We start from the raw sequence: 18,942 nt of genomic DNA on the forward strand, positions 1-18,942 counted from the left end.
TAAGATGAAAAAACATTATCAAGATGTCCTGTTTAAAAGTATTGCGAGTGTAATTCTTGTTCCTTTATTCATTGTTGGAGGTATTTTAGTTTATTTTTCTTACCAAAGAGAATTAGATAAGGTAGAGCAAAATCTTGAGTGGGAGAGTAAAGTCGCAGCTGCTTCTGTTTATAATAGCTTAACCCAAATTAAGTTTGATATCTTAGAACTTAAGTCAAACAAAGCTTTAGCTGAAGTCCCCAAGAATATTCTTTTTTCTCAGTATGTAGCCAAAGAACTGCAGTTTTATACAGAACAAAACCATCTGATTGAATCCATGTTAATTTTAGATGATTCTGAATTTATTGTTGAAGCTTATCCGGTTGAAAGCTTGAAACTTCCTACACAGCAGCTCAGTGCTTTAGCAAAAGTATTTATTGAGCAAAATCCAGCAGAGACAGATACTCAATTATATTTGCTATCGCAATCTGAGCTAGGTTCAGATTATTTTTCTAAGAAAGAATTTAGTTATGTTTTAGCTTATATTGTTCCATTACAAAAGCGAAAGAATTCTATAGTCAACCCTTATGAAACCACTGGTATTTTAGTTTGTTTGATTGAAATGGATAAACTAATGGCACCTCTTCATAGCACAATACGAGATGAACATTATTTATATCATTTGAATTTACCAGATAAATCGTTGGCAATGACACAATTAAGTCGATATGCATCTTATTTCATGGCACAGAAAAAAATAGATTTAACAGTTAAAGATGGAGAATTGATATTTCCGTTAAGTTTAAAAGTCTTTCAGAATAAAAGTGACCTGCATTATATCTTCATTACTAATATTGTGATTTTAACTTTTTTATTTATTTTGTTTTTATTGGTATTACTTTATTTTATTAAACATTTTTCAAAGCAGATTAACCAACCTTTACTTGATGTAATTAGTTTAAGCCGACAGTTTGCCCGTGGCAATTATCAGGCTCATAAAAAAAATAGTGAATATGCTGAGTTTGACGAGTTAATATCTGCCATGCATCAAATGGCTAACAAAATTGATGAGCAAGTTAATAGTTTAAAACAAGCAAAACAAGTAGCGGAGCATTCTGAAAAATTAAAAGCTCAATTTTTGGCAAATATGAGTCATGAAATACGTACCCCAATGAATGGTATTTTGGGTATGTTGCAGCTAATAAGCCAAACAGAGTTAACTGAAAAACAGGCGCATTGGTTAAATAAAGCAGAAGTGTCGGCCAAGAGTTTGTTAGCTTTATTAAATGATATTTTAGATTTCTCTAAAATTGAGGCTGGTAAAGTGATTATTGAATGGCGGGATGTAGATGTAACGGAATTAATAGAGTCAACTTTAAGTTCACTAATGAAACAAGCTGAGGATAAGTCAATTCAACTTGAGCATCTGTACTCAGAAAAATTTCCTCGATACTGGCGTTTAGATCCAACCCGCTTCAACCAGATATTATTAAATTTGGTTGCGAATGCAATTAAGTTTACTCATTCAGGTACAGTAATTGTGAAACTGGAGAACCAGGATAAAGCAGGATTTAAGCTGACTGTTGAGGATACAGGAATTGGAATGTCAGTTGAACAACTAGATAAAGTTTTCAATACATTTGAGCAAGCGGATGCTAGTACAACCCGAAAATTTGGCGGATCAGGTTTAGGATTAACTATTACAAAAAGCTTGGTTGAGCTAATGGACGGGGAGCTCACAGTAAAATCTGAACCTAATGTAGGTAGTTGCTTTTGTGTCTATTTTAAAGCAAATGCCATTGAAGAACCTGTGCAGGAAAAGCCTAAAGAGTCAACTAAATGTCCTGATTTGACTGGAATCAGAATTTTGGTCGCAGAAGATAATGAAATTAATCAAGAAGTTTTAGCATCTATGCTGGCTGCCACTAAAGCAAATATTTTAGTGGTATCAGATGGCATAAAAGCAGTAAAAGCAGTAACTGAATTCAGACCAAATATTATTTTAATGGATGTACAAATGCCAAACTTAGATGGTATTAGTGCAGTTAAACAAATAAGAGCATCTGGTTATCAAGCATCAATTATTATGCAAACAGCTAATGTAATGCCCTCCGATATTGAGTATTATTTTAAAATCGGGGCTGATGACTATATAGATAAACCTATCGATTTAAATCGGCTGTATAAATTGTTAAGTCCATTAGCACATAACCATAATTAAAAACATTTATGAAAAGATATTTAGTATTTGCCTGCTGTGCACTGGTATTGTCTGCTTGTGCGGCAATTGGAATGAATCAACTCGATTTATGGTTTGGCTCGCCTAAAGTGAGAGACAGAATTGTAGCAACAGATAGTGACGCCGGACAAACCTATTTATCTCAGGTTAAGCCTGTTTTAGAAAGCCGCTGCGTTGTTTGCCACGGTTGTTATGATGCACCTTGTCAGTTAAAACTGTCATCACCGGCCGGAATTGATCGCGGTATTAATCCACAACCGGTTTATAACGGTGAACGTTTATTAGCAATTGAACCCAGCCGTTTATTTATTGATGCAACCTCAACCCAAAACTGGCGCGAAAAAGGCTTTAAACCGGTTTTAAATGAAAGAGATCAGACTATTGAGGCTAATTTAGCCGGCAGTGTTTTATACCAGAGTTTAGCCCTTAAATATAAACACTATGAGGTAAACCAGCCGATATTAGGTGATGAATATGATTTTTCTTTAAATCGGGATCAAACCTGTTCGGCAATTGAGGAATACGAGCAATTTTCCGCTAAAAACCCGCATGCCGGTATGCCTTATGGGTTACCGCCAGTTTCAACCGAAGAGTTTAAAACGTTACAACTTTGGTTAAGTAAAGGTGCGCCAATGGCTGATATTGCGCTGCCAGATGCTAATTTATTGGCTCAAATAGACCAATGGGAAGCGTTTTTAAATCAAAGCTCGCTTAAACATCAATTAGTGGCTCGTTATATTTATGAACACTGGTTTTTAGCGCATTTATATTTTGATGACCAAGGCATTGATACCGAGTTTTTCAAGTTGGTGCGTTCAAGTACGCCACCGGGTGAAACTTTAAACGTGATTAATACCCGACGACCGTTTGAAGATCCTAAAACCGATAAAGTGTATTACCGTTTTGTGCAGGATAAAACCAGTACAACGGCTAAAACGCATTTGCCGCTGCAATTAACAGAACAAAAATTTAACCGGATTAATCAGCTATTTATTGAGTCGGAATATTTGGTAAGCGAGCTACCGAGTTATCAAATTGAGAAAGCGTCTAACCCGTTTGTGACTTTTGCTGAGCTGCCGGTACAGGCGCGTTATCAATTTATGTTAGATAATGCCCAGTTTATTATTATGGGATTTATTAAAGGGCCAGTGTGTCGTGGCCAAGTGGCATTAAATGTAATTAACGACCACTTTTGGGTGGTATTTGCTGATCCTAAATTAGTTGCCGATCCTAGATTTAATCAATTTTTAATTGAACATAAACACAATTTAGCACTGCCCGCAGCAGAAGATAGCAATGCTTTACCTATCGCAAACTGGCTTAAATATGCAGAACAAGAAAGCGAATATATGGCTGCCAAAGCCGAGTTAGCTAATCAGCTTTTTAAGCAGGGTGAGCATTTAACTGAAGAGTTAATTTGGCAAGGTGAAGGCCATAATGATAATGCGGCACTGACTATTTTCCGGCATTTTGACAGCGCTACTGTGGTTAAAGGTTTGATTGGTCAAAACCCTAAAACCGCATGGATAATTGATTATCCAATGTTTGAGCGGATCCATTATTTATTGGTCGCGGGATTTGATGTGTACGGCAACGTGGGCCATCAGTTATTAACCCGCTTGTATATGGATTTTTTACGGCTAGAAGGTGAAAGAAACTTTTTAGCTTTATTGCCACAAACTCAAAGACAAACCATTAAAGCTTACTGGTATCGCAACGCGAATAAAAATTTGGCAGAGTATCTACAATCGGAAAAAAATCAGTTTAATCAGCCAAGTGGTATTCAATATAAAACTGATCAAGTTCAGGCTGAGCTATATCAGCTTATTAAACAAAGGCTTGAAAAAGTAAATAACTTAACTTACCAAATTGAGCCGAATGATCAGTTGGCTTTACTTAACAATTTACCTTACAAAGCGGTTAATTTATTGCCGCCTGTTTCATTTATTTTGGTAGAAGAGGCAAATCATTACAAAGCTTATACTTTGCTGCACAATAACGCGCACTTTAATATTTCGAGTTTATTAAATGAAGAAAATCAACGTGAATATACGCAAGACTACGCAACCATAGCACCCGGTTTTATTGGCGATTACCCACAAGCGATCTGGCTGGTGGCTGAAGCTGAGATGGGCGACTTTATGCAAAGTTTGGCAAAAATGGAAACTGAGCAGGATTATCAGGCGGTTAAATCTGAGTTTGCGATTCGCCGAACCCATCCGGATTTTTGGCGTTATAGTGATTTTATTCATAGCCTTGCTAAAAAATATCGCGGTATTGAATATGGTTTATTCGATTATAATCGTTTAGAAAACAGGTGATTAGATGCATAAAGTGATATTAACTGGTTACATTATTGTACCCGAGCACGAACTTGAAATGATTAAACAAGCTTTAGCGGAACATATTAAACTCACCAGAAATGAAGCTGGCTGTGAGCAATTTAATGTGACGCAAAACTCGCAACAAAGTCAGCGTTTTGAGGTGCACGAAATATTTAGCAGTCAGGCGGCATTTGATGCGCACCAGTTAAGGGTTAAAAATTCAGACTGGGGCAGGGCATCGGTTAATGTTGAGCGACATTATCATATTGAAAAAGTTGAGGTTAATTAGCAAAGCCAAATTCTAACCAAAGTTAATATCATCAACCTAAAATTATGAAAGGAATACAATAAATGGATTTTTTAACCCAAACTTTTGATGCTAAACCTATTCAAAATACTCGAATTAAAAAGTCGGCGTACATTGTGGTTAGCAGTGTTTTGATTGTTTATTTATTTTTGCTGATATTTGAGCAGTCACAGTTGATTTTTGTGATGAGCATTCTTTTTGGCTCACTGATGTTTCATCGTTTTTACCGAGAACCATTTCAAAATGCTTTTTTTAGCATTAGTTTTGAACCACACAGGCTAGTTTATATACATGGTAAAGCCACGCTATGGTTTTTGGATTATCAACAAATAACGGGCTTTGAGGTTCACCCACAAAAATACTGGCTTGGCATTAAAACCTGTTCCTCAGAGTTAATCATTTATACTCAAACGGATTCTTATATGTTACCACTGGATTCATCTTATTTTACTCAAGAAGAAATCCAGCAAATGATAGCTTTGTTTAAAGCCAAGACGGGATTACCCTGTAAAAACCCAGTTTATTAACCGAACAAGTTATGTTGTATTTTGATGAGCCGGATGGTTACGCTTATTGGTATAAGCACAAGAAGCTTTTGAGTAAAAAGTCATTTAAATTGTTCGTGGCTTTAACTGTTATTATGCTTGGACTACAGTTAATTTGTACATACTTTGAACTGAATTTGATACCTGATTATGTAACTGCCGTTATCACAAACCCAGTTTTATTTGATTTTACTATAACTGCTGTTATTGGTTATTTAGGCATTTGGGTTAGTGCTAAATTTAATTTAGAAGATATTATTTGCAGTTTTGAGCAAGGCTGCCTCTACCGTGAAAAGAAAAATGAACGCTCTATAGAAAGCTTGGTTCGTCGGGAACCAAAACTTTATCTTAATGATATAAAACATTATCAGTTTGAACTCATCAAATGGAAAGGATATCAGTTTTATGTCTGCAGAATTAAACTAAAACCAATGAAATCAAATAGATACAACACTTATCAATTTGGTATTCCAGTTAAATATTTTGAGAAAAATAAAGACTTGATAGAAAAGCAGCTAAACCAAAAGATGACTCTTGATGAACTTATGTCAGCTTCATTAAAAAGGTAGGGTAAGTAATCCTGCTGTACAGAGTTTAAAATAATTGCCCAAAAACGATCTAGTCTAAAAAATTTACCTCTGACCGTTTTTGGGGTTATTGCGTTATGATGTAGCCATTATTTAATAGCCAACACTATCGGCATAATTGAGTATTTTAGTACCATAATTTCCACCCCATTCATAACCGTAGCGGCGTTCTGGTTCTACTTGCATTATGTCATACACTTTGCCAACTCCGGGTGGATTATCGGTTGGTAAACGGCCGCTAAAAAAGCCGGTATTGGTATCTAAATCATAAAATCTATACCACATTGTACTGCCGACTTGAGCTTGAATTGGATTATAGCTGTCATCTGAACTTCCACTTGAGCGTTTAATATAAGCCGTATTTTCAACTTTTACTTCGGTATTTCTGAACCAGTTTAAAGCGGATTTTACTGCGGATTCAATTTGAGGGCTTTGAGGGCGTGTCATTAAAAACGCAATAATCAGCACAGATTCTTTACCACTTTTAGAGGCCAGTTCGTATGATCTGGCGCCTTTTGGTTGATACGTTTGTGGATCGTGCTGCGCACACCATACCGTTGCTTCGCCATTTTGAACTATCTGTGAATTTAAAATAAAGTCGACACCGTTATTGATAGCCAGATTAATGCGGGTGAGTTGATCTGCGGTTAATAAGTCATTATTAAGTGGCGCTTGTTGGCGGCTGGCTTGGTCTAACAAAATGAGTACCCGTGCCATCGCGTTATCATTAAAAGTGACATAATTTGAGTAAGACGTACCGGAGCGAGCCGGATAAACTTGCGGCCAGCCACCGGTTGAGGTTTGCATGGTTAATAAAAATTCAAAGGCTGCTCTGGCTGCATCTCTGTATTTGGTGTCGCCGCTTCTTTGATAGACATCGGCTAAAAATAATAATTCGGATACGGTTGCATCGTTATCTATGGTGCCTAGTTCTACGCCGCCTGAACCTGTCCAGCCTGAGCGAGCGTCTGTACCATTCCACGCTGAGTCATATTTGCTGACACCATATTTATAAAACCCGCCGTGTGGCATTTGCCAGCTAATCATATTATCGGCTCTGGTTTTATCTGCACTTAATTTAGCTGCATCATCGCCAGACTGGCTAAACCAAGATAAATAATTATTGAGTTCTCCATACACCGGATTATTCTCTTGCGGCAAGGTTTGACCCGTTAATATTTCACAGGTTTGTGCATTAATCCCCGGGCCGGTAATACTTATCGAATCTATATTTGCTAACCCTGAGCTGGTCAGTGCGGTTAATTCAAGTTTATTTGTTCCCTCAACTAACGCGAGAGTTTGGCTTTCGTCTGTCCAGTTAGTCCATTCTGTGGTTGAAACAAAGCTGAATTCGGTTTCTGTTCCCGCGTTTGAATTATTAACTAATTTACCCGATCTTGCCTCACTGCTACCGGTGGCATATTTAATTGTAATTTGATAATTTGCATTTTGATCAGCATAAACTTGCCAGTGAATTGCTGCATTTATCTCATTGGTGGTATCGACAAATCCGCTGCCGCTAAAACCTGCATGTTTAGTGTCAATAATGCCGTCAAACTGACAAAATCCGGTTTCACCTTCTTCTATTTTTGCGGTAGTTTGCTCTGGTTCTTCTGGTTCTTCTGGTTCTTCTGGTTCTTCTGGTTCTTCTGGTTCTTCTGGCTCTGGGGTAGTTGTATTATCTGTTTTATCATCAATCTGATTTGAGCCAGCAGATGGGTTCTCTGCTGAACTATTTGAACTGCTGCCGCAACTAACACAGCTTGCAGCAAGCAGCGCAATAAATAATTTATTAAATTTGAACATAAATAACCTTAAATGAGTGGTTTTGAACGTCACTAAATTTATATAACAATTTAGTTACAAACAACTCATTTTTTTGGTTTTTTATTTATAGTTTTTAACAGGTTTGTTTATTCTGCTTTTTTGAGTGCGACCGCATTAATACAAAATCGTAAATATGACGGTGCTGGACCGTCTGGAAATACATGGCCTAAATGTGCTTTACAGCAATTACAAACCGTTTCTACTCGACGCATACCATGGCTGGTATCTGCATTATAGGCAATGGCATTTTCAGTTGCCGGCAAGGTAAAAGAGGGCCAGCCTGTACCGCTGTCAAACTTTTCATCGGCATCAAATAGTAAATTATCGCAGCAGACACAATAATATTTACCCGGCTCAAATACAGTACAGCTATCGCTACTAAACGGTCGTTCAGTTCCTTTTTGGCGAGTAACATAATAAGCTTCTTCAGATAATAGCTGTTGCCATTCGGCTTCAGTTTTTTCAACGATTTTGTCTGGTTCGGGGTTGCCTTTGGTTGAGTAGAGTAAAATATCTTGCCAGCTAAGCATTGCGAATTTCCTTATGTGAAGTCACTGAATTTTGTATTTTTACTATATGTGTTAGCAATTGATTTGGCGAGAGGGTAAAGTTAAATTTTTATAACTAAGATAATTTTGTATTATCTAAGGAATAATATTCAGACTATGTTTTGTGATCTTTTCAGTGTAATTTTCAAGCTTGTTTATACAAGGCATAGTAATGGATGATAGTAGGCTATACAAATGATCTATAAAGCTCTTTGTGCTTCAGCAAAGTCATCTTACTCCATATTTTTGTGGGTAATGTAGAAGAAATTCTAAGTAAGTGCCACTTTTTAGAATGAAGAAAATTTATCCATCAAACATCCACTGACCCTAGTAAAATAAGCTGTTAGTTCATAATTAAGCTGTGCCTAAATATAGTTTAGACACAGCGGTTATTACATTACTGAGAGATTAATTGAAAAATTTGATTATTATTACCGGCAAGACATTCCCACTGTACAATGTTTGCGCCATCAGCGGTTGAGATGCCGTTGATATCTAAGCAAAGTTCACTGTTACGGTTAATGATACGCCATAAACCATTACCTGCACTTTGGAACCTGAACTGCTGATTATAACCACCCCAATAACTCCACAGCATGACATTTGCTCCGTTACTGGTTGAGGATGAATCAATATCCAAACCTTGTGAAGGCGCATTAACAGGTGAAATTCGGTGCCATATTCCATCAACCGGTGAAATATTAAATTTCTGGCAGTCATTATTTAACCACGACCATTGCTGAATATTAGTACCGCTGCTGGAACCACAATTAGCTACATCAACTGTTTTGTTACTGTGTACTGGCATTAAACGATAAGTTCCGTTTACCGTTCCATTATTTGTTGAGCCACCACCCGGTGGTGTACCAACTTGAGAGCATCCCGATACATTGATACTTGAGCTGTCTGTACGTACTAACTGGCAATTAGGGTTACCGTTTGCGACACTACCCGCAAGAACATGGGTATCAGACGCATCTTCAAGAAAAATACCCTGAGATGTGGTGGTATCAATATCTACGGTATTAATTGTGGTGCCGTGGCTACCACTTACACTGAAAAAGCCGCGACCTGAATTTCGTGAGTAAACACTATTTACCTGCACATTTGGCCCATTATTATTAGCAACTCGGAACGTTGCATAACCGCCACCCCAGTTGTTATAACTACCCGTTACGTTACCGACAGTTCCATTTCGTGAGTCATTTAAAATTAAACCACAACCGCCAGAGTTATTTACCGTTACATCGCCTATGGTAAAACCATCTACACCATAAGTTTCAATACCATGTGTGGTTGAGCCGTTAATATTAATATTTCCTTGAATGGTTAAGTTATTGGCTGAACCAGTGGAGGCATCAACCCTAATCCCCAAACCAACGGCTGCATGTGGGCTTAAATTCATTGTGATGTTTTCGAGTGTGACGTTTGAGCAGCCTCTAAACCAGACACCATATCTGGGATTACCAACCACATGTAAGTTTTTAACCGTAATATTATCGCGGCGATCACAATATACTGGCACCACTAAATCACCGCCGTTGGCATTGACTTGGTGGCCATGAAAATCCAACGTTTGCCCTGCTTGTGGGCGAATTGAATAAACATTACCACCGTCTGGGCCGCTATCGCCTGAGTTACGGATATTTATTGTACCAGTGCCCATATTATTGGCTGCGGCGTTAATTGCATCAAAATATCTTGAACCTTGGTAAACGGCTGTACCATCCACTCTGGCAAGCCAGCTACCATCTGTATTTCGAGTGACTTCTGCATCGGCTATTGCATTTATATGCCAGACGGCAGATAAACCACACAGCCCTATCATTAATAATTGCTTGAGTTTGTTCATTTTTATTCCCAGTTATCTAACTGTAACTTTATTTTATTTAACCAATTTAACTATCAAAATTGATTAAATACGAATACCTTTGATTACTAATTCAGTCAAAGGTGATCAAATGTTAGTCAATTATTAATATAATTCAAATATATTGTAATATTTTATGATTGTTTTTTATCTGTTGAGTTTTTATTTGGTCGGTTTTGATTTTTAACCAGTCAATGTTGAGATAGTGTTGTGTAATCGTTTAACCTTGATTTTTGTCCAATTTTTTATAACTTTTATTAAATTAATTAGATTTTGAGCGAAAAATATTAGATATAGCTTTATAATTTTTCATATTATATGTTAAATTCAACTCAATTAAGTTACATGGTGTAAACGTAATACCTTTATTTATTAAAAGATTGATTAAATTAAGTTCGGGCTTTTTTGATATTTGCCTTAATTTATCTGCTTCTAAAGAGTGTTTAATATGAAAAAACTTACCTCTATTCTTTTTATGGCAGCAGTTTTACAGGCTTGTAGCCATCAACCTGCACAGGTGAATCATCCGGTTCAGCCAGAGCCAGTCATCAAAAACACAGCGCAATTACTTGAAAACAAAAATCCAAATATTTTGCTGATTTCCGATCAAGCGTTTGCCGGTAGTTCAGTTAATGTATTAGCTGGAGTAAAACAAACCGTTTTTACCGCAGGTGAATTTCAGTTTAGTGCTTTTTATAATGCAGATGCGCATTTAGTAATTGCTAAGCGCAAACTAGACAGCCAACAATGGCAAACTCAGGTCACTGATTTTAAAGGCAATGTGAATGATGCCCATAACCATATTAGTTTAGTGGCTGATGGCGATGGTTATCTTCATTTAGCGTGGGATCACCACAATACCCAACTTAAATATGCCCGTTCGACTCAGCCATATTCACTGCAACTTAAAAAGCAGCCTATGTTAGCTAAAACGGATAATGAGTTTAAAACTATGCTTGAACATAGTGTGACTTATCCGCAATTTTATCAGTTAAAAAATGGGGATTTATTATTTGCTTACCGCAACGGCGGCTCGGGGCGTGGTAATTTGGTGCTTAATCAATACAAGCATAATTCAAAACAGTGGCAGCGCTTACATGATAATTTAATTGATGGCGAAGGCAAACGTAGTGCTTATTGGGATATGGCGATTGATGAAAACGGCGTTTTGCATTTAGCTTGGATTTGGCGAGAAACCCCAGATGTGGCCAGTAATCATGATATTGCTTATGCCCGTTCAGACGATCAAGGGTTAAGCTGGCAAACAATAGATAAACAAGCCTATCAATTACCTATCGTGGCGAGCACCTCTGATATTGTTAAACAAATTCCGAAAAATCATAAATTAATGAATCCGCCTGTAGTGGCGGCAGACAGCAATAGTATGCCGTTTATTGCCAGTTATTGGGCTGATTCTCCAACTGATAAACCCGGTTATAAAATTGTTTATGCGGCTAAACCAACCGCAACCGGATATCAGTGGAATACGCTAAAAGCGCCAAAAGTTGCTGAAAATTTTGAGTTAAGCGGGCATGGTACCAAGCGCCCACCAATTTCGCGGGCAGCTTTATTGGTTGATACACAAAATCATCAGCGAACTTTGCATTTAATTTATCGTAACGATTTTCAGCAAGGTCATATTTTATTGTCTACCGTTGATGATTTAACCGATCCTATTTGGCAACAACAGACTTTAGTTAATCAAAATATGGGGGCATGGGAGCCTAGTATTGATCCTGTGCAGTGGAATACTTATAAACAAGCGCATTTATTATTACAAACTGTTGGGCAGGATGACGGTAATGATGCTCAGAGTTTGGATCTTGCGCCGAGCAATATTGAATTATTAATCTGGAAATCAAATTAAGCAGATTAAATCTAAGGGGATAAAAATGAAAAGCTTTAAAAAAGCACTCAATTGCGCAGCCGCTTTATTATGTTTGGGGTCAAGTTTTGCTTATGGCGCATTGCCTGAAAAAAAACAAATTGTATCAGCTATGGAAAAAGTAGCTGATTGGCAAATTGAACATTTTCAGATGGATATGGAACGTGAAAATGAATGGGAAAATCGGTTTAATGCTTGGACTTATGGCGCGCTTTATATCGGTATGGAAAAATGGGCGAGCATGGCCGAAAGCGACAAGTATTATCAGTTTTTATTAAAAGTCGCACAAGATAATAACTGGGATTTAGGGCCGGGCAAATATCATGCGGATGATCAAACAGTAGGTCAGCTTTATATTGAGCTTTATCGCAAATATAACAAACCTGAAATGCTGGAAAAAACTTTACAGCGTACTAAATGGATAAAGGAAAATCCAAGCCAGCAGCCTATGCGCTTAAATCATTATAAATTTACCGAAAGATGGACATGGTGTGATGCTTTATTTATGGCTCCGCCGATTTGGGCAAAGCTTGCGAATATTACCGGCGATGCGACTTACCGTGACTGGATGTTTGCTGAGTATGTGGCCACTACAAACCATTTATATGATCCACAGGAGCATTTATTTTATCGTGACGAGCATTTTATTAATAAAAGAGATAAAGGCCATAAAATATTCTGGTCACGCGGCAACGGTTGGGTTTTTGGCGGTTTAACTTTAATTTTAGAAGAAATGCCGCAAGGTCCGCAAAAAGCTTATTTTACCAAGTTATATAAAGATATGGCGAAAAGCCTGATTAAATTGCAAACCAAACAAGGCCATTGGCCGATGAGTTTAAAAGCTGGCGATTTATACCCAACCCCAGAAACCAGTGGTACGGCATTTTTTACTTATGGTTTAGCTTGGGGGGTGAATAATGGCTTGCTTGAAAAAGATATTTATTTAGAACCGATTGAACGAGGTTGGAATAGTTTAATTAGTCATATCAGACCAGACGGATTATTAGGTTATGTTCAACCTGTAGGCGCAGGGCCTGGTGAAGCTTGGGCAGATAAAACCGAAGTGTACGGTGTTGGTGCATTTTTAGCCGCAGGTACAGAAGTTTATAAATTAGCTAAAAAGTAACTTTAACCTCTATTTTCTAAGCGTTATGGATGGCCGGTAAACGTATTTTGTTCGATTACCGGTATTTTCGCTTACTTGTATTTAATTAACCCTTGCTCGCTTTTCGGGTTAAGCATTTTTATACCCAAGTTCACTTATAGGTAAATTCGTATATCAAAATATTGGAACTCAATATGAAATTTAGTCAAAACAAATTACAACAAACCATACTGATAGCGCTAGCCGGTATGGCAACGGCATGTAGTGGTATTAATGGACTACCAGAAAATAAAGCCCAAACTCAGCAACAGGCAGAGCGGGTTGAATGGGAAAATCCACAAATTTTTGGGATTAATAAACTAGCGCCGCGCGCAACTTTTTATGCGTATGAAAGCAAAGCATTAGCCGAACAAAATCAACGCGAAGCATCGGCTTATTTTAGCTCGTTAAACGGCAACTGGGCATTTAATTGGGTGCGTAAACCGGCAGACAGACCAGTCGATTTTTACAAAACAGATTTTGATTCATCAGACTGGACTCAAATCCAAGTGCCGAGTAACTGGGAATTACAAGGCCACGGTGTGCCCCATTATGTCAATATTGATTATGTTTTTCCGGCTAACCAACCCTTTATTCCGCACGATTACAACCCAGTGGGTTCATATATTAAAACCTTAAATGTGCCCGCTAACTGGCAAGGTAAACGGGTTTATTTGCATTTTGGCGCTGTAAATTCAGCTATGTATGTTTGGGTAAACGGCCAAAAAGTGGGTTACAGCCAAGGCTCAAAATTGCCAGCAGAATTTGATATTACGGATTTTGTTAAAACCGGAGATAATAAAATTGCGGTTGAAGTGTATCGCTGGTCAGACGGCAGTTATTTAGAAGACCAAGACGCTTGGAGTTTAAGCGGTATCGATCGCGAAGTGTATGCTTATGCTACGCCACAAACCCAAATTCGTGATTTTACCGTGACCTCTGATTTAGACAAAAGCTTTAAAAACGGGGTATTTGGTTTAGAAGTTGAAATGGCGTCTAAAGCGAATCAGGCCGTAGCGGTTAAGCTGGATGTGAAAGTGAGTGACGGTAATCAAGTGCTGCTTAATAAACAAATTAGCAAGCAAGTTAAAGATAAACAATATTTAGATGTATCCGGCGTGATTAAGAATATTCAGCCGTGGTCAGCCGAAACTCCCAAACTCTATACCTTAACCATTGAAGCGGATATTAACGGCCAAACTCAAGTCATCGAGAAAAAAATCGGTTTCCGTCATATCGAAATGCAATATGGGCAGTTTTTAGTGAACGGTAAAGCCATCACTATTCGTGGTGTAAACCGCCATGAACACGATCCAAATACAGGTAAAGCACTCAGTTTAGATAGCATGATTGCAGACATCAAACTGATGAAACAGCTTAATGTTAATGCAGTGCGTACCTCACATTACCCTAACGATGAACGTTTTTACGAACTAGCTGACCAATATGGTTTATATGTGTTAGATGAAGCCAATATTGAATCACATGAATATATGCAAATTGGTAATCGACAAGGTTTTACTAATAACGAATACCAACGCAAAACATTTTTAGGTTACCAACCTGAATGGGAAGCGGCGCATATTGACCGAATTGCGCGCATGGTTGAACGTGATAAAAACCACCCATCTGTTATTTTATGGTCACTGGGTAACGAAGCCGGTTTTGGCACCGCATTTGAAAAAGCAGCCGCTTGGATAAAACAAAATGATACAAGTCGTCCGGTTACTTATGGTGGTTGGGGCACTGTAGACGGCCATTCAGCATTAGAGTATGTCGATATTTACACCCCAATGTATGATTTTATTTGGGAGATGCAAGACTGGGCACAAAGCAATCCTAAACAGCCAATGATTCAGGCTGAATATGCTCATGCAATGGGTAACAGCTTAGGCAATTTACAAGCCTACTGGGACTTGATTTATAGCTACCCTCAATTACAAGGTGGCTTTATTTGGGACTGGGTTGACCAAACCTTATTTAAAACCAACGACAAAGGCCAAAAAATAATGGCTTATGGCGGTGATTTTGGCGATAGCCCAAGACCAGACTCAGATAACTTTTTAGCCAACGGGGTTATTCAATCTGACCGGAGTGTTAACCCACATGCGTGGGAGCTTAAAAAAGTGTATCAACCTATTTATTTTAAAGCGGTTGATTTAGCAAGCTTTAGCTTTGTGCTGCAAAATCATCATAACTTTACGGATGCGGGTCAGTTTGATTACGACTGGATACTGGCTAAAAATGGTGAAGCTGTAACGCAAGGCACAATTAACAATATCAGTGCCGCCGCCGGACAAAACCAGATTATAAAACTGGACCTAGATAAAAGTTTAATTGAAGCCGGCAATGAATATCATCTGACTTTACGGGCAAAAGCGAAAGCCAATCAAATTGCCTTTATTGAAGCGGGTGAAGTCATCGCATGGGAACAATTTGCGCTGACTCAACCAGTATTTGCGCATCACTCATCAAACAAAGCCAACAAAATGGCGCTCAATTTAAAACAAACTGAGCAAAGCCTCAATATTCAAGGTAAAGGATTTAAAGTCAGTTTTGATAAAACCACAGGCCAACTGAGCTCATACCAGTTAGCTGGAAAAGAGTTAATTAAACAGCCACTTAAACCGAATTTGTGGCGAGTACCAACCGACAATGATGCCGGTGCGGGTCTACAACACAAACTCAGCGTTTGGAAACAAGCGAGTGAAAACCAAAGTTTAATCTCATTTAGCTCAGAGCAATTGCTTAACGGCCAAATTCAAGTTAAAGCCAATTACAAACTGGGTGATAACACCGCCAGCTTCAGCACAGTTTATTTGATAAACAGTGCAGGTGAAATTGACGTAAGCGCCGATGTTTATCCACAAAAAGGTGGATTACCTATGATGCCAAAAGTAGGGATGAACTGGGTACTTAATGGGGATTACAAACAAATGCAATGGTTTGGCCGTGGTCCACACGAAAATTATGTAGATAGAAACACCTCAGCCGCCGTTGCGGTTTACCAATCAAATGTAGATGAGCAATATCACGATTATTCACGCCCGCAGGAAACGGGCAATAAAACCGATGTTCGTTGGTTTAAACTGACCAATGCACAAGGGCAGGGAATCGAAATTCAAGGCCATCAACTCCTCAGCATGTCAGCTTTACCTATGCTGAATTCAGATATTGAACACGATCGTAAAAACGTACATTTACATGGTGCAGAGGTTGAAGCTAAAGACTTGGTGAATTTGAATATTGATTACAAACAAATGGGTGTCGGTGGTGATAACTCATGGGGCGCATTAATGCACCCTCAATATCAAATTCTACCAGCGCATTATCACTATGGATTTGTGATTAAACCTATTCGCTAACTTCTAAAGGTTGATACTATCCATAACAAAAGCTCGGAGCTATTACCCGAGCTTTTTTATTTCAGCTGAATATAAAATTTTCCAATCACTAGTTTTAATTCAATTTATTTCCATGGTAGAGCGAAAAAGACGTGATCTTTAAACATAAATGATATTGATTATCATTTATGTTTTGTGTATAAAGTACGACTTTAAAATAAATAAAATAATTATTTTATTGGAGTATTGAATGAACCACCCAGCTAAGACACTTTTAGCTTTATCCATATTAACTGCGTTTAATACAACTGCTCAAACAGTTGATGACGAAGCGGATAACATTGAGCGTATTGCAGTTTATGGCCAAAAACAAAAAACCAAAGCAGCTACTAAATTAAATTTATCTGCGCTTGAAACTCCTCAGGTTGTGAGTGTGTTATCACGCGATCAAATTAACGATTTTTCACTGCGTGAAACGAACTCACTATTAGCTTATGCACCAGGTGTCACCGTTGAACAAGTTGAAACCGGCAGAACGTATTACACTGCTAGAGGCTTTGATATTGTTAATTTTCAGTATGATGGCATGGGTGTTCCTTTCTCTTATGGTTTAACACAAGGCCATGATGATTCAGCGCTTTATGAGCAAATTGAAGTTGTTAAAGGCGCTACGGGCTTAACAACAGGTTTAGCGAACCCTTCTGCAACCATTAACTTTGTACGTAAAAGACCGACTAAAGATTTAAATGCAAAATTGTCTGCATCTGCCGGAAGCTGGAATTTGTTTCGCTTAGATGGTGATGTTTCTGGTGAATTAGTTGAAGATCAATTACAAGGCCGCTTAGTTATTGCAAAACAAGAAGGGGACTCATATTTAGATCGTTACTCTAAAGAACTTAATCTATTTTACGGGATTTTAAGTGGTTATTTGACCGACTCTACTAAATTATCTGTCGGACATACGATTAATGATAACCAAAACCAAGGTAACTCATCTGGAGCAGTGCCGTTATTTTATAGTGATGGCAGCTTAACCAACTATGATGTGTATACTAATACAGCACCTAAATGGGCGTATCAGGATGTTAAACAAACTCGAACTTTTATCGAACTAGAGCAAGAAATAGGTTACAACTGGCTATTAAAAGCCATTTATACCCATAATAAGCAAGATAAAGCATGGGAATCTTTTTATTTGGCTGGAGCGCCAGATCCGCAAACTAATGAAGGTATGTTAGCGCATGCCAGCTTTTATGAAGCAAAAGATGAAGAAGGCATAGTTGATTTATATTTAAGTGGCACATTTTCGCTTTGGGGATTGGAACATGATTTAGTCGCCGGTATGAATCTAGCGGATATTAAATTAACTGGTCGCTCTGTTTATAGTAGTGAGTGGAATTATAACCCGGTTGATGCTGACTGGGCTAAAGGTACAACAACTAGACCTGCCTTTGATGTTTATGATCCGGCAACTCAATCTACCAGCATTAATCAAGAGCAAAACTCGTTTTATATTTCATCCCGAATTAGAGCAACTGAAGACCTATCTTTTTTATTAGGCGCACGAACCGTTGATATTGAGCAGGATGGGATTAGCTATGGTGCCCCACAAGATGCATCCGACAACGAAACTGTGCCATATTTAGGGGTAACTTATCAGGTTTTAGACGGTACAGTTTTATATGCAAGTACCAGCGAAGTATTTAAAGCTCAAACTTGGGTTGATGCCGATTTAAGTCCACTTGGTTCGGTAAGAGGCGAAAGTGCTGAAATAGGTGTTAAGCAGGAACTATTTTCCAATAATGCGGTATTAACGGTTGCACTGTTTGAGTCAACACAAGAAAACTTTGGTGAGTGGATTGGCCGTGATGAAACATCTGGCTTAAATATGTATCAAGGCGTTGAGTTTGAAAGCTCAGGGTTTGAGATTGAATTAGCGGGTGAAGTGGCTCAAGGGCTAAATGTGAGCGCAGGCTTTACCAAGTTAAGTGTTGAAGATGAAAACGGTAACGATACACGCCGGTTTATTCCTACTCAGCAATTTAAATTAGCCGTTGCTTATGAGCTTCCTATGGTTTCTGGGTTAAGAGTGGGTAGCGGTATTAACTGGCAAAACGAAATTTATTATGCCAATACGCAAGTGCAGGATAGTTATGCGTTAGTGGATGCATTTGTCCAGTATAAACTCAATAGCCAAATTACATTGGGCTTAAATATTAATAATTTAACCGACGAAAAATATCGCTTAAGCCCACAGTGGGGGCAAGCTAACTACGGTGCGCCACGTAATATGATGGCAAGTATTAGCTGGCAGTATTAATCATAAATAAATAGCCCTGTATA

Annotated in this window: 12 protein-coding genes; 9 read left to right on the plus strand and 3 right to left on the minus strand. The window is 38.2% G+C overall.

What is annotated here, in order from left to right; translation table 11 throughout:
• Positions 1-4: 4 nt before the first annotated feature.
• The 5 genes from N7931_RS09660 to N7931_RS09680 all read left to right on the plus strand — a co-directional run bounded on the left by N7931_RS09660 (position 5) and on the right by N7931_RS09680 (position 5,963).
• On the plus strand, positions 5-2,200 hold the full coding sequence (locus tag N7931_RS09660) for an ATP-binding protein (protein WP_262793693.1): 2,196 nt from the start codon (positions 5-7) through the stop codon (positions 2,198-2,200).
• 8 nt (positions 2,201-2,208) lie between these two features.
• Positions 2,209-4,539 carry a fatty acid cis/trans isomerase gene (locus N7931_RS09665; protein WP_262793695.1) on the plus strand — a complete coding sequence of 777 codons (2,331 nt, stop codon included), beginning with the start codon at positions 2,209-2,211 and terminating at the stop codon, positions 4,537-4,539.
• Positions 4,540-4,543: 4 nt separating this feature from the next.
• Complete coding sequence (locus N7931_RS09670; protein WP_262793696.1) at positions 4,544-4,831, plus strand: putative quinol monooxygenase; 288 nt, start codon at positions 4,544-4,546, stop codon at positions 4,829-4,831.
• A gap of 62 nt (positions 4,832-4,893) precedes the next feature.
• Positions 4,894-5,376: a hypothetical protein gene (locus tag N7931_RS09675; RefSeq protein ID WP_262793698.1), complete on the plus strand. Its 483-nt coding sequence runs from the start codon at positions 4,894-4,896 to the stop codon at positions 5,374-5,376.
• An 11-nt stretch (positions 5,377-5,387) separates the two neighbouring features.
• Positions 5,388-5,963: a hypothetical protein gene (locus tag N7931_RS09680; protein ID WP_262793700.1), complete on the plus strand. Its 576-nt coding sequence runs from the start codon at positions 5,388-5,390 to the stop codon at positions 5,961-5,963.
• A 111-nt stretch (positions 5,964-6,074) separates the two neighbouring features.
• Here the strand turns inward: N7931_RS09680 and pelA are convergent, their stop codons facing one another.
• From pelA to N7931_RS09695, 3 genes are all read right to left on the minus strand, one after another.
• Positions 6,075-7,787, minus strand: a complete 1,713-nt coding sequence (gene pelA / locus N7931_RS09685; protein ID WP_262793702.1) for a pectate lyase — start codon at positions 7,785-7,787, stop codon at positions 6,075-6,077.
• 107 nt (positions 7,788-7,894) lie between these two features.
• Positions 7,895-8,338, minus strand: coding sequence for a peptide-methionine (R)-S-oxide reductase MsrB (msrB, locus tag N7931_RS09690; RefSeq protein ID WP_262793703.1), 444 nt, complete (start codon positions 8,336-8,338; stop codon positions 7,895-7,897).
• A gap of 415 nt (positions 8,339-8,753) precedes the next feature.
• Complete coding sequence (locus N7931_RS09695; RefSeq protein ID WP_262793705.1) at positions 8,754-10,208, minus strand: RICIN domain-containing protein; 1,455 nt, start codon at positions 10,206-10,208, stop codon at positions 8,754-8,756.
• A 466-nt stretch (positions 10,209-10,674) separates the two neighbouring features.
• Here N7931_RS09695 and N7931_RS09700 point away from each other — a divergent pair, with 466 nt between their 5' ends.
• The 4 genes from N7931_RS09700 to N7931_RS09715 all read left to right on the plus strand — a co-directional run bounded on the left by N7931_RS09700 (position 10,675) and on the right by N7931_RS09715 (position 18,919).
• A complete protein-coding gene (locus N7931_RS09700; RefSeq protein WP_262793707.1) occupies positions 10,675-12,093 on the plus strand; it encodes a BNR repeat-containing protein in 1,419 nt (472 codons plus the stop codon).
• A 25-nt stretch (positions 12,094-12,118) separates the two neighbouring features.
• A complete protein-coding gene (locus N7931_RS09705) occupies positions 12,119-13,237 on the plus strand; it encodes a glycoside hydrolase family 105 protein (RefSeq protein WP_262793708.1) in 1,119 nt (372 codons plus the stop codon).
• A gap of 173 nt (positions 13,238-13,410) precedes the next feature.
• Positions 13,411-16,620, plus strand: coding sequence for a glycoside hydrolase family 2 TIM barrel-domain containing protein (locus tag N7931_RS09710; protein WP_262793709.1), 3,210 nt, complete (start codon positions 13,411-13,413; stop codon positions 16,618-16,620).
• 229 nt (positions 16,621-16,849) lie between these two features.
• Positions 16,850-18,919, plus strand: a complete 2,070-nt coding sequence (locus N7931_RS09715) for a TonB-dependent siderophore receptor (protein ID WP_262793710.1) — start codon at positions 16,850-16,852, stop codon at positions 18,917-18,919.
• Positions 18,920-18,942: the final 23 nt, after the last annotated feature.

The organism is Catenovulum sp. 2E275 (assembly GCF_025515275.1).
Lineage (GTDB): Bacteria > Pseudomonadota > Gammaproteobacteria > Enterobacterales > Alteromonadaceae > Catenovulum.

What these genes read in the sequence shown, in the direction of transcription:
- N7931_RS09660 (WP_262793693.1), top strand. Translation starts at nt 5, where the DNA reads ATGAAAAAACATTATCAAGATGTCCTGTTTAAAAGTATTGCGAGTGTA.
- N7931_RS09665 (WP_262793695.1), top strand. Translation starts at nt 2,209, where the DNA reads ATGAAAAGATATTTAGTATTTGCCTGCTGTGCACTGGTATTGTCTGCT.
- N7931_RS09670 (WP_262793696.1), top strand. Translation starts at nt 4,544, where the DNA reads ATGCATAAAGTGATATTAACTGGTTACATTATTGTACCCGAGCACGAA.
- N7931_RS09675 (WP_262793698.1), top strand. Translation starts at nt 4,894, where the DNA reads ATGGATTTTTTAACCCAAACTTTTGATGCTAAACCTATTCAAAATACT.
- N7931_RS09680 (WP_262793700.1), top strand. Translation starts at nt 5,388, where the DNA reads ATGTTGTATTTTGATGAGCCGGATGGTTACGCTTATTGGTATAAGCAC.
- pelA (WP_262793702.1), bottom strand. Translation starts at nt 7,787, where the DNA reads ATGTTCAAATTTAATAAATTATTTATTGCGCTGCTTGCTGCAAGCTGT.
- msrB (WP_262793703.1), bottom strand. Translation starts at nt 8,338, where the DNA reads ATGCTTAGCTGGCAAGATATTTTACTCTACTCAACCAAAGGCAACCCC.
- N7931_RS09695 (WP_262793705.1), bottom strand. Translation starts at nt 10,208, where the DNA reads ATGAACAAACTCAAGCAATTATTAATGATAGGGCTGTGTGGTTTATCT.
- N7931_RS09700 (WP_262793707.1), top strand. Translation starts at nt 10,675, where the DNA reads ATGAAAAAACTTACCTCTATTCTTTTTATGGCAGCAGTTTTACAGGCT.
- N7931_RS09705 (WP_262793708.1), top strand. Translation starts at nt 12,119, where the DNA reads ATGAAAAGCTTTAAAAAAGCACTCAATTGCGCAGCCGCTTTATTATGT.
- N7931_RS09710 (WP_262793709.1), top strand. Translation starts at nt 13,411, where the DNA reads ATGAAATTTAGTCAAAACAAATTACAACAAACCATACTGATAGCGCTA.
- N7931_RS09715 (WP_262793710.1), top strand. Translation starts at nt 16,850, where the DNA reads ATGAACCACCCAGCTAAGACACTTTTAGCTTTATCCATATTAACTGCG.